This window comes from Lysobacter luteus, from assembly GCF_907164845.1.
Lineage (GTDB): Bacteria > Pseudomonadota > Gammaproteobacteria > Xanthomonadales > Xanthomonadaceae > Novilysobacter > Novilysobacter luteus.
The window spans coordinates 1,808,562-1,820,574 of sequence record NZ_OU015430.1; the positions used below are offsets into that span (position 1 = coordinate 1,808,562).

General features: G+C 69.0%; 10 protein-coding genes. 3 read left to right on the forward strand and 7 right to left on the reverse strand.

Annotated features, from left to right (window positions below):
* Positions 1-7 precede the first annotated feature (7 nt).
* The 4 genes from lspA to murJ all read right to left on the reverse strand — a co-directional run bounded on the left by lspA (position 8) and on the right by murJ (position 6,031).
* Positions 8-520, reverse strand: a complete 513-nt coding sequence (gene lspA, locus KOD61_RS08430; RefSeq protein WP_215218270.1) for a signal peptidase II — start codon at positions 518-520, stop codon at positions 8-10.
* Positions 520-3,348, reverse strand: coding sequence for an isoleucine--tRNA ligase (gene ileS, locus KOD61_RS08435; protein ID WP_215220344.1), 2,829 nt, complete (start codon positions 3,346-3,348; stop codon positions 520-522). The genes lspA and ileS overlap by 1 nt, the downstream gene beginning before the upstream one ends.
* 62 nt (positions 3,349-3,410) lie before the next feature.
* A complete protein-coding gene (locus KOD61_RS08440) occupies positions 3,411-4,391 on the reverse strand; it encodes a bifunctional riboflavin kinase/FAD synthetase (protein ID WP_215218271.1) in 981 nt (326 codons plus the stop codon).
* Positions 4,392-4,453: 62 nt separating this feature from the next.
* Entirely contained in the window at positions 4,454-6,031 is a 1,578-nt protein-coding gene (gene murJ, locus KOD61_RS08445) for a murein biosynthesis integral membrane protein MurJ (RefSeq protein ID WP_251370554.1), read from the reverse strand.
* A 143-nt stretch (positions 6,032-6,174) separates the two neighbouring features.
* On the opposite strand from murJ, the gene rpsT reads away from it, so the two are divergent.
* Positions 6,175-6,447: a 30S ribosomal protein S20 gene (gene rpsT / locus KOD61_RS08450; RefSeq protein WP_215218272.1), complete on the forward strand. Its 273-nt coding sequence runs from the start codon at positions 6,175-6,177 to the stop codon at positions 6,445-6,447.
* A 138-nt stretch (positions 6,448-6,585) separates the two neighbouring features.
* On the opposite strand, the gene cgtA is transcribed toward rpsT, so the two are convergent.
* The 3 genes from cgtA to rplU form a co-directional block, all read right to left on the reverse strand.
* Positions 6,586-7,650, reverse strand: coding sequence for an Obg family GTPase CgtA (gene cgtA / locus KOD61_RS08455; RefSeq protein WP_215218273.1), 1,065 nt, complete (start codon positions 7,648-7,650; stop codon positions 6,586-6,588).
* Positions 7,651-7,747: 97 nt separating this feature from the next.
* Positions 7,748-8,005 carry a 50S ribosomal protein L27 gene (gene rpmA / locus KOD61_RS08460; protein WP_215218274.1) on the reverse strand — a complete coding sequence of 86 codons (258 nt, stop codon included), beginning with the start codon at positions 8,003-8,005 and terminating at the stop codon, positions 7,748-7,750.
* A 12-nt stretch (positions 8,006-8,017) separates the two neighbouring features.
* On the reverse strand, positions 8,018-8,338 hold the full coding sequence (gene rplU / locus KOD61_RS08465; RefSeq protein ID WP_215218275.1) for a 50S ribosomal protein L21: 321 nt from the start codon (positions 8,336-8,338) through the stop codon (positions 8,018-8,020).
* A 531-nt stretch (positions 8,339-8,869) separates the two neighbouring features.
* Here rplU and KOD61_RS08470 point away from each other — a divergent pair.
* Together KOD61_RS08470 and KOD61_RS08475 are read left to right on the forward strand one after the other, a co-directional pair.
* Positions 8,870-10,966: a S8 family peptidase gene (locus KOD61_RS08470; RefSeq protein WP_215218276.1), complete on the forward strand. Its 2,097-nt coding sequence runs from the start codon at positions 8,870-8,872 to the stop codon at positions 10,964-10,966.
* Between the two features lie 211 nt (positions 10,967-11,177).
* Positions 11,178-11,972, forward strand: a complete 795-nt coding sequence (locus KOD61_RS08475; RefSeq protein WP_215218277.1) for an OmpA family protein — start codon at positions 11,178-11,180, stop codon at positions 11,970-11,972.
* Positions 11,973-12,013: the final 41 nt, after the last annotated feature.

Genomic DNA, 12,013 nt, shown 5'->3' on the forward strand with positions numbered 1-12,013 from the left:
GGCGATTTTACTCCCGAGCCGCATCGGGCTTGCGCTGGCCGCTGAACAGGCCGAACGCGGCGATGCCGATGGCGCCGCCGACGATGGCGGCGTCGGCCACGTTGAACGCCGGCCAGAAGTAGTCGCCGGCGTACCACTGGATGAAGTCCACTACGTGGCCGTGGATAAGCCGGTCGACGACGTTGCCGATGGCGCCGCCGATCACCAGCGCGTACGGCAGCGCGGTCTTCCAGTCGCCGCGCGGCGTGCGCGACAGCCAGTAGCCCAGCAAGCCGCAGATGGCGGCCGCCAGCACCACGAAGAAGTACTTCTGCCAGCCGCCGGCGTCGCTGAGGAAGCTGAAGGCCGCGCCGGTGTTGTAGGTGCGGTACCAGTTCCAGAAGCCCTCGATGACCGGGATCGGGATGTACTCGGGCAGGCTGGTGAGCACCCAGTACTTGGTCAGCTGGTCGAGCAGGATGACGACGGCCGAGACGGCCAGCCACGCCATTGCGTTGGGCTTGGGGGCGGTGGTCTTCATCAGAACCACCTCCTGGTTTCACCCTCACCGTCGACATTGTCGACGCAGCGCCCGCAGATCGTCGGGTGCGCGGCAACGCTGCCGACGTCGGCCCGGTGCTGCCAGCATCTTCCGCACTTGGGCTTGGCCGTGCGACTGGCCTCCACCCGGACGTCCTGCGCGCCCTCGTCGGCGACCACGCTGACATCGCCACTGATGAACAGGAACCGCAGCTCCTCGGCGATCGGCGCGAGCCAGTTCTGGTCGGAAACGCCGCAGCGCAGCGCGATCTCCGCCTCGAGTGCGGCGCCGATGGTTCCGGCGGCACGCATCGGCTCGAGCACCTTACTGACCTGTTCGCGCAGCGCGAGCAGGCGCCGGAAATCCTCCGCGGTGAGGTCGGCGGCATCCGGCAGCGGCGCCAAGCCGTCGTACCACGTGGTGAACAACACGTTGCCCTCCCGCGTGCCCTGCCCGTCTTCCGCCGGCAGGTGGCCCCACATCTCCTCGGCAGTGAAGCTCAGGATCGGCGCGATCCACCGCACGAACGCCTCGGCGATGCGGTACATCGCGCTCTGCGCGGAGCGCCGGCCGGGCGAGTCGCCCTGCATCGTGTACAGGCGGTCCTTGGTGACATCCAGGTAGAGCGAGCCCAGGTCGACGCTGCAGAAGTTGGCGAGGATCTGCACCACCTCGCTGAAGTCGTAGCGCTCGTACGCGGCGGTGATCCGCTCCTGCAAGCCGTGGGCGCGGTGCACGATCCAGTGGTCCAGCGCGACCATCGCCTCGTCGCCCGTGCCGTCGAGGGGCAGCAGGTGCACGGCCGGGTCGAAGCCATGCAGGTTGCCCAGCAGGAAGCGCGCGGTGTTGCGGATGCGACGGTAGTTGTCGGCGCTGCGCTTGAGGATCTCGTCGGAGACGGTCATCTCGTTGCGGTAGTCGGCCGAGGCGATCCACAGTCGCAGCACGTCGGCGCCCATCGCATCGACCACCTTCTGCGGGGCGATGACGTTGCCGAGCGACTTCGACATCTTGCGGCCGTCGGCATCGACGGTGAACCCGTGGGTCAGCACCTGACGGTAGGGAGCCACGCCATCCATCGCGACGCCGGTCAGCAGCGAGGATTGGAACCAGCCGCGGTGCTGGTCGGAGCCTTCCAGGTACAGGTCGGCGGGCTTGCGCAGGCCATCTTCCGGGCGCTGCGCCAGCACGCACTCGTGGGTAACGCCGGAGTCGAACCAGACATCGAGGATGTCGGTGACCTTTTCGTAGTCCGCCGCCTCGCCGCCCAGCAGCGGGGCCGGGTCCAGCGCGTACCAGGCGTCGATGCCGCCGGCCTCGACCAGGCTTGCGACCTCGCCCATCAGCTCCACCGAGCGCGGGTGCGGTTCATGGGTCACCTTGTGGACGAACAGGGCGATCGGCACGCCCCAGGTGCGCTGGCGGCTGATGCACCAGTCCGGCCGTCCCTCGACCATCCCGGCGATGCGCGCCTCGCCCCAGTCGGGGAACCACTGCACGTCACCGATGGCCTTGAGCGCATCGTTGCGCAGGTCGGCCTTCTCCATCGAGATGAACCACTGCGGGGTGGCGCGGAACGCCACCGGGGTCTTGTGCCGCCAGCAGTGCGGGTAGCTGTGGTTGAGCTGCGCCAGCGCCAGCAGCGTGCCGTCGGCGCGCAGCGCCTGCACGATCACGTCGTTTGCCTTCCAGATGTGCAGGCCGGCCACCTCGGCGCCATCGAGCGCCGGCGTGCCGGCGAGGTACACGCCACGGGCATCCACCGGGTTGAGCTGGGCGGCGGTGTAGCGCTCGACGAGGCCGTACTTGCGGGCAACCGCGAAGTCCTCCTGGCCGTGGCCGGGCGCAGTGTGCACAGCGCCGGTACCGTCCTCGTCGGACACATGCTCACCGAGCAGCAGCGGGATGTCGCGGTCCTGGTAGAACGGGTGGCGGGCGACGAGGTTTTCGAGTTCGACACCCTTCGCGCGGCCATGCACGACCACGTCCTCGACGCCGTAGCGCGCCAGCGACTTCGCGGCCAGCGCCTCGGCCAGCACCAGCCAGCGGCGCCCGCCGGCGGCCGTCGCCGGGCCTTCGACCAGCACGTAATCGAGCCCGGCGCCGACGCTGATCGCGACGCTGGCGGGCAGCGTCCACGGGGTGGTTGTCCAGATCGGCACCGCGATCTCCACGCCCTCTCCCGCAACCGTCTCGAACGCGCTGGCAAAGTCGCGCGTGGACTTCACCGGGTAGGCCACGTCCACCGCCGGCGACACCTTGTCGGCGTACTCGATCTCGGCTTCGGCCAGCGCCGAGCCGCAGTCGAAGCACCAGTGCACCGGCTTGGCGCCGCGCACCAGGTGTCCGCGGCCAACGATCCTGGCCAGCGCGCGCAGCATGTCCGCCTCGAAACGGAAGTCCATCGAGCGGTACGGGTTGTCCCAGTCGCCCAGCACGCCAAGGCGCTTGAAATCGCGGCGCTGCAGGTCGATCTGCTCGGTGGCGTACTCGCGGCACTTCTGGCGGAACTGGGCGGCGTCGAGCTTGGTGCCGACCTTGCCGTACTTCTTCTCGATCGCGATCTCGATCGGCAGGCCGTGGCAATCCCAGCCCGGCACGTACGGCGCGTCATAGCCGGCCAGCAGCCGCGACTTGACCACGATGTCCTTGAGCACCTTGTTGACCGCGTGGCCGATGTGGATCGCGCCGTTGGCATACGGCGGGCCATCGTGCAGGACGAAACTGCGCTCGCGATCCTTCACCTTGCCGCGGATCTGCGCGTACAGGCCTTCCTCCTCCCAGCGCGCCAGCGTCACCGGCTCGCGCTTGGGCAGGTCGCCGCGCATGGGGAAGTCGGTCGCCGGCAGGTGCAGGGTCGACTTGTAGGGGTTGTCGCTGTTCTTCTCGCTCACGCGGGGGCTCTTGTGGGGTCTTGCGGAGTGGGGGATTGCGAAAGGATGTCGCGGGCACGGGCGGCGTCGCGGTCCATCTGCTCGACCAGGGCCGGCAGGTCATCGAACTTTTCCTCGTCGCGCAGATGGGCGACGAATTCCACTTCGATCCGGCGACCGTACAGGTCGGCATCGAAATCGAACAGGTGGGTCTCAAGCAGCGGCTCCACCCCGTCGACCGTCGGCCGGGTGCCGAGGCTGGAGACGGCGTCGCACGGGGTGTCGCCCAATCCATGCACGCGGGTGGCATGGATGCCCGACAGTGGGGGCGCCTTGCCGTTGAAACGCAGGTTGGCGGTCGGGTAACCCAGCGAGCGGCCCAGCTGCGCGCCACGGGCGACGCGGCCACCGATCGCAAACGGCCGCCCGAGCATGCGCGCGGCACCGGCGAAGTCGCCGGCCCGCAGGGCGGCACGGATGCGGGTGCTGGATACACGCTCACCATCAAGCACCACCGGTTCGATCTCGTGGGCGGTAAAGCCCTCGCCGCTATCGGCCAGGCCACTGCCGATCGAGCGCAGCAGCGCCAGATCCCCTGCCCGCCCCTTGCCGAACCGGAAACCGGGACCGACCCAGACCTCGCGCACGGCGAGGTGGTCGACCAGCACGGTGCGGACGAAATCCGCAGCCGTCATCGACGCCATCCGCGCATCGAACCGCAGCAGGCCGACCTGGTCGGCGCCCAGCGCCAGCAGCCCCTCGACCTTGGCGCGCGCCGACAGGAGCCGCGGCGGCGGGTGACCACCGGCGAAGAATTCACGGGGGAGTGGTTCGAACGTCAGCGCGACCGCGGGGACGTCCAGCGCGCGTGCACGCGCCACAGCGTGGCGCACCAGTGCCCGATGCCCCAGGTGGAGGCCGTCGAAGGCGCCGATGCAGACCACACTGCCGTGCGGGCACCGGGGCCCGCCGTCGACGTCTCGGAACAGCCTGCTCATCGCCGGAAGTATAGCCGGCACGCGGGTTTGGCCGGGTTGGCCGGGCCCCGGCGCGAACTCGCTCAATGCCGGAGATGGCGTGGCCGCAGCCCCAGCACGACCAGCACGATCCCGTAGGCCGCCGCGCCGGCGGCCACCACCGCCAGCAGCCACGCCCAGCGCATCAGCCCGGCCATGGCGGTCCAGTCACCGACCCACTGGCGCAGCACGACCACCACTGCCGCCATCGCCACCAGTCCCGCCGCGATCCGCAGCAGCCAGCGCAACCAGCCGCGCTCTGCCCGGTAGATGCCGTCGCGCCGCAGGTACCGCCACAGCAGCGCGGCGTTGAGGATGCCGGCCAACGCGGTCGCTCCGGCGATACCAGCGTGCGCGTACGGCACATCGTTGAAGTACAGCGGCGTCACCAGCGCGACGGTCAGCACGACGTTGGCGACCACCGTGATCACCGCGGCGCGCATTGGGGTCCGCGTGTCCTGGCGGGCGTAGAACGCCGGCAGCAGCACCTTGCTGAGCATGAACGCCGGAATCCCCACACTCATCGCCACCAGCGCGTAACCCACCATCCGCGTGTCCTGGTCGGTGAACTGGCCGTAGCGAAACAGCGAGGCGGTCAGCGGCTCGGCCAGCAGGCACAGGCCCAGCGCGGCCGGCAGCCCGATCAGCAGCACCATCCGCAACCCCCAGTCGAGCGAGCGGGAATAACCGCCGGTGTCCGCATCGGCATGCAGGCGCGAAAGCTGGGGCAGGATCACGGTGCCGATCGCGACGCCGAACAACCCCAGCGGCAGCTCCACCAGCCGGTCCGAGTAGTACAGCCAGGACTGCGCTGCCGGCACCAGCAGCGAGGCGAACACGGTGCCGACCAGCAGGTTCACCTGCGAGACCGACGAGGAGAAGATGGTCGGCAGCATCAGTGTCATCACCCGCCGCACGCCCGGATGGCGCAGGTTGAAGCGGAATTTCGGGCGCAGCCCGAGCCGCCCCATCGCCGGCCACAGCACCAGCATCTGCAGCACGCCGGCGGCGAGTACGCCCCAGGCCAGCGCCTTCTCGGGCACATCGAGCGCACCGGCAAGCAGCAGCATCGCGGCGATCAGCGTGAGGTTGTGCAGCACCGGTGTCAGCGCGGGCAGGCCGAACTGCCGGAAGCTGTTGAGCACCGCGCCGGCCAGCGCGGTCATCGACACGAAAGTCAGGTACGGGAAGGTGATCCGCAGCATCTCCGCGGCCAGCGGCACCGTCTCCGTCCCGGCCGGCGCGAAGGCCAGGAACAGCCGGGCCACCCATGGCGCGAGCAGGATGCCCAGCCCGCTGACGACCACCACGATCGCTAGCAGCGCGCCCGCCACGTGGTCGAGGAAGTCCTGCAGCGCCTTGTCGTCCCCCTTCTGCTTGAGTTCCGACAGCAGGGGTACGAACGCCGAGGAGAACGAGCCCTCGGCGAAGATGCGCCGCAGGTAGTTGGGGATGCGATAGGCGACGACGAAAGCGCTGACTGCCGGCCCGGCGCCGAACAGCGAGGCCTGCAGCCAGTCGCGCAGGTAGCCGGCGATGCGCGACAGGAAGGTCATCGCGCTGAACACCACGGTCGAGCGCAGCATGCCCGCCTGGCGGGCCTTGGAGGGGGCTTGGGTCACGCTGAATTCCCGCGGGGCCGGTTGTTGACGCAAGCCATTGAATCCCCCATAATTTCCTGTCTATTCGTCGCCGGGCGGGCACCGAGCCAAGTCCGCCAGCATAAATCTTTCCAGCTCCAACCTACATATTTCAGGAATACGCCGTGGCAAACATCAAGTCCGCCAAGAAGCGCGCCAAGCAGGCTGTCGTGCGCAATGCCCGTAACGCCAGCCAGCGTTCGATGCTGCGCACCGCCGTGAAGAAGGTGCTCAAGGCCCTGGGCGAGAACGACGCCGCCGGCGCCGAGAACGCCTTCAAGGTCGCCCAGCCGATCCTCGACCGCTTCAGCTCGCGCGGCCTGATCCACAAGAACAAGGCCGCCCGCCACAAGAGCCGCCTGACCGCCCGCATCAAGGCCGTCAAGGCCGCCGCCTGATCCAGGGCGCGGTGGTGCAATGAAAGAGCCCGGCTTCGGCCGGGCTTTTTCGTGGGCGCTCACCGGTGCCCGGGACGTTCCTGCACGACCGGGCGCCCGGCGGGCGCCCTTCGTACCGCACCTATTTGGGACCGCACCCTACTCCGCGTCGCCTCGGGCGTGGGCCTCCATCGCGGCGTCGTCGCGCTGGCGGTCGAAGAACGCCATCACGTCGAGCATGATCGGCCAGGTGCCCTCGCGGCCGATCGCCGAAACCAGATACCAGCGGTCCTTCCAGCCCAGCTCGTCGACGATCGCCTGGGCAAACGCCTGGCGCTCGTCCTCGGGCAACAGGTCGGCCTTGTTGAGCACCAGCCAGCGCGGCTTGGCCAGCAACTCCGGATCATGCTTCTCCAGCTCGCGCTCGATCGCGCGGACCTGCTCGGCCGGCGTCACGCCTTCCACGCCCCCGGCCATCGGATTGATGTCGACCAGGTGAAGCAGCAGGCGGGTGCGCTGAAGGTGGCGCAGAAACTGAGCCCCCAGGCCGGCGCCGTCGGCAGCGCCTTCGATCAGGCCGGGGATGTCGGCAATCACGAAGCTGCGGTACTGCTCGACGCTGACCACCCCCAGGTTGGGATAAAGCGTCGTGAACGGGTAGTCGGCGACCTTCGGCGTCGCCGCCGAGACCGCGCGGATCAGGGTGCTCTTGCCGGCATTGGGAAAGCCCAGCAGGCCGACGTCGGCCAGCAGCTTCAGCTCCAGCCGCAGCTCGCGCTCCTCGCCCGGCAGGCCCGGCAGGGCCTTGCGCGGAGTGCGGTTGGTCGAGCTCTTGAAGTGCATGTTGCCGAGGCCGCCCTTGCCACCCTTGGCCACCAGCAGGCGGTCGCCATGCGCGGTCATGTCGCCAATCACCTCGTCGGTACCAACGTTGGTGACCACGGTGCCGACCGGGACGGTGATGACCAGGTCCTCGCCGGCCTTGCCGTACATCTGCCGGCCCATGCCGTTCTGCCCGCGCTGGGCGCGGAACTGGCGCTGGTGGCGGAAGTCGACCAGGGTGTTGAGGTTCTCGTCGGCCACCAGCCACACGCTGCCGCCATCACCGCCATCGCCGCCGTCGGGCCCGCCGAGCGGGATGAACTTCTCGCGCCGGAAACCGACGCAGCCGTTGCCGCCGTTGCCTGCGCCGACCTGGATTTCGGCTTCGTCTACGAGTTTCATGGGGTGATGGTATCGATCGGGCGTGCAGGGGATGCAGCGGGAGCGGAAACGAAAAGCCCCGCCGAAGCGGGGCCCTCGTGACCGTGAGGCGTCGCGGTTACCCGGCGACGACGTTGACGGTGCGGCGGCGCTTCGGACCCTTGGTCGTGAACTCGACCTTGCCATCGACCAGCGCGAACAGCGTGTGGTCGCGGCCCAGGCCGACGCCCGAACCCGGGTGGAACTGGGTGCCGCGCTGACGGACGATGATGTTGCCGGCCTCGATGGCCTGGCCACCGTACATCTTGACGCCGAGGTACTTCGGGTTGGAGTCGCGGCCGTTGCGCGAGGAACCTACGCCCTTTTTGTGTGCCATGACTGCTTCTCCTTACTTCTTGTCGCCACCGGCGATGCCGGTGATCTCGATTTCGGTGTAGTGCTGACGGTGACCCATCTGCTTGCGGTGGTGCTTGCGGCGGCGGAACTTGACGATGCGGATCTTGTCCGCACGGCCGTGGCCGACCACCTTGGCGGTGACGCTGGCGCCCTTGAGCGCATCGCCGAGCTTCACGCCCTCGCCGTCGCCCAGCATCAGGATGTTGTCGAGCTTGATCTCGCTGCCGGCTTCGGCTTCGAGCAGTTCGACGCGCAGGGTCTCGCCCTGCATCACGCGGTATTGCTTACCGCCGGTGACAACAACTGCGTACATGACCAGATTCCTCTGTAGTTATTTTGGTCGCTGACTGCCGTCGAGGGCAGACAGAAGCGGAATTGTAGGCCTTTCAGTGACATGGGGCAACGCACCGCACCGGGCCCGCGCCGGAGGCAGCAGGTCGACCCTCCCTGTCCTGGCCCCTGCTGCCGCGCCAATCGGATGAACGGCGCCGTAACGGTTGCACCCATCGGCGAGTACGTTTAGGTTCTGTTCAAGAGCAACAGGGGGGTTGCTCGCCACTACGCGTGGCCGGTCCCCCGTTGCGCCACTGTCGGCCACGGGACCGGTCCGGCAGGAGACTCATGGAACGAGCAGGCATCCAGGTCCCGACGATTCCGCCACCGACGCCGTGGCTCCGGGCGACGCCCCACTCCCGCACAAGCATCCATTCGCCGCGCGCCCGCCTTGCCGCGCGCGGCGTCCCCGTGTCGCACCGTCCGGACAGCGTCCGGCGGCCGACCCATGCCCGGCCTCGGGGGGAACGCCGGGATTTCAGGAAGTCCGTGTGCAAGAAAGGATAAGTCCATGACCCGCAAAACAGGTTCCATGAAATGGAGTGCGCTGGCGATCGCCACCGCAATCGTCATCGCCCCGGTCGCCTATTCGGGCGGCAAGCTCGATTCCTTCGTCCTTCGCGGCGGTGTATCGCCGGCGGCGCAGAACGCCGCCAGCCAGGCGCCGAACGACCGCTTCATCATCAGCTACCGCAAGGGTGCGCGATCGCTGTCGGCCGCTTCCGCCAACAACATCCTGGCCAACGCGGCGCGCGAGACCGGCGTGGGCATCGAGCCGCTGCGCACGCTGGCGACCGGCGCCTCGCTGATCCGCACCGACCGCAAGCTCGACCGCGCCGCCACCAAGCGGCTGATGGTCGCGTTGCAGAACGATCCCAACGTACTCGCGGTCGAGGTCGACCGGCTGTACCAGCCGCTGCTGGTGCCCAACGACCCCGGGTACGCGAGCCAGTGGCACTACCAGGACGGCCCGGGCGGCATCAACGCCGAGCCTGCGTGGGACCTGAGCACCGGCGAGGGGATCGTGGTGGCCATCCTGGACACCGGCATCACCCCGCATAGCGACCTCGACGCCAACGTCCTGCCGGGCTACGACTTCATCATCGACACCGAGGTCAGCGTCGATGGCGATGGCCGCGACGCGGACCCGAACGATCCGGGCGACTGGCATGGCGGCGAATGCAACATCTTCGGCATTCCCGAGGACAGCAGCTGGCACGGCACCCACGTGGCCGGCACCGTCGCGGCGGTGACCGACAACGGCGGTGGCGTGGCCGGCGTGGCCCACGGCGCGAAGGTCCAGGCCGGGCGCGTGCTCGGCAAGTGCGGCGGCTACACGTCCGACATCATCGACGCGGTCACCTGGGCATCGGGTGGCGACGTGCCGGGCGTGCCGGCCAACGCGACGCCGGCCGAGGTGATCAACCTCAGCCTGGGCGGAAGCGGCGCTTGCTCGGTGGCCGAGCAGGCCGCGTTCGATGCCGCGGTGGGTCGCGGCACCACGGTGGTGATCGCCGCGGGCAACTCCTCGTCCAACGTCGACGACTTCTCCCCGGCCAACTGCGACAACGTGATCGCGGTGTCGGCCGTCGGCCCCACCGGCAGCCTGGCCGGCTTCTCCAACTTCGGCGACAGGATCGACGTGGCCGCGCCGGGTGGCTCGGGCGTGGCGCCGGCGGAGGACAACATCCTCTCCACCCTCAACCTCGGCCTGCAGGGACAGGAGGGCGAGGGCTATGCGTGGTACGCGGGCACCTCCATGTCCGCGCCGCACGTGGCCGGCGTGGTCGCGCTGATGCAGGCGGCCGCGGTGGACGCGGGTGGGGTCAAGACCCCGGCCGAGATCGAGGAGATCCTGGTCAACACCGCCTACGCTTCGGGCGGGTTCCCGGAGGGCTGCAGCTACGCCAAACCCTGCGGTTCGGGTGTGATCGACGCACGCCATGCCGTTGCGGTGGCCGCCGGGCTGGAACCGCTGCCCGATGCACCGCCGCCGCCGCCGCCGCCGCCGCCGGCCATCGAGCTGGAGAACGGCGTCACCGTGACCGGCATCGAAGTGGGCGCCGACGAGAGCATCCGCTATGAGCTGACCGTCCCCAACGGTTCGCAGAACCTGCTGTTTGCGATGTTCGGCGGCACCGGGGATGCGGACATGTACGTCCGCTACGGACAGGACCCGACCGACAGCCAGTTCGACTGCCGCCCGTTCCGCTTCGGCAACGACGAGACCTGCTTCTTCCCAACCCCCCAGGGCGGCACCTGGTACGTCACGATCAAGGGCTTCAGCGCCGCTGCCGACGTGTCGCTGTTCCCGAGCTTCGTCGACAACCAGTGGCCGTACGCGGTCTCAGCGGAACTCACGCCGCAGGGCCGCCGCAACCGCGTCGACCTGACGTGGGAGTCGGGCAAGCGGTTCATCGACATCTACCGCAACGGCTCGATCCTCAAGACCGTGCGCAACCGCGGGTCGGCCACCGACACCTTCCGGGTGATCGGCACCGGCACGATGACCTACACGTTGTGCAACAACGGGACGGACGAATGCGCCGACCCGGTCTCGGTGGATTACGACAGCTCCGCGAGCACGCGTCCGGGACGCGGGCGCTGAGCCAGGGTCGTTGATTACCGATGCGGGGGCCCCGTCCGCGGGGCCCCTTTATGAACCTTGCGGCGGGTATCGCCCGCCGCCTCTTGCAGAGGTGCGCATGCCAGACACTTCCACGGATCCGCTTCGGCGATCGGTTTCCGATCCGCCATGTACGCTGCCACGCCGAGCAACCCGGCAGGCCGCAGCCTGGGGCATCGCGGCGGTTACGGGATTGCTCCTGACCGTCGCCGGCTGCAGCGGCGAAACGCCATCCACCGCCACCGGGCCGGCCACGCCCGGGTCCACCACCGACGAGGCCACCCCCGAGGCCCGTTCGGATGCCCGCCTGTCACTGGCCAACAATGGCGGCCGCGTCCGCTATGACGGCGCCGTCGACAGCGAGGCCTCGCGGCAACGGGTCGTCGATGCGCTGGCGGCCGCCTTCGGCGATGCCGCCACAGGCCAGGTCGATGTCGACGCCACCGTCCGTCCGCCGGGCTGGCTGGACGGGCTGTCCGCCTTCGCCGAAGCCTTCACGACGCCGGGCGCGGCGGTGACCTTCGACGGCGACACGATCGAGCTTTCCGGCCAGGTCCCGCGCGAGGAACGCGCGCGCCTGCTAGCGCTGGCGGAAGACCTGTTCCCCGACCACGTCTACACCGGGCTGTTGCAAGGCACGACTGACGGCGGCAGCACCCCTGCCGCATTGGCGCAGCTGCCGGCGGGCGCGGACGGTCCAGCGCTGGTGGACGCGCTCAATACCGTGACGATCGCCTTCGAGCCCGGCAGTGCGCGCATTGCCCCCGGCAGCCTCGACGCCATTGGCCGGATCGCCGATGCGATCAAGGCCTCGGCCGGCGATACCCGGCTGCTACTCACCGGCGGCGGTGACGGCGACGAGAACCTCGCCCGCCGGCGTGCCGAAGCACTCAAGGTGCAATTGATCCTCAACGGCATCAGCCCGGCGCTGATCGACACCGCCGGCGGCACCGGAACCGGTCCAACCCGGTTCAGCCTGTCGCCGTAGAATTGCCCGCCTGCCCGTACCCCGCGGCCCGCCTCGTGCGG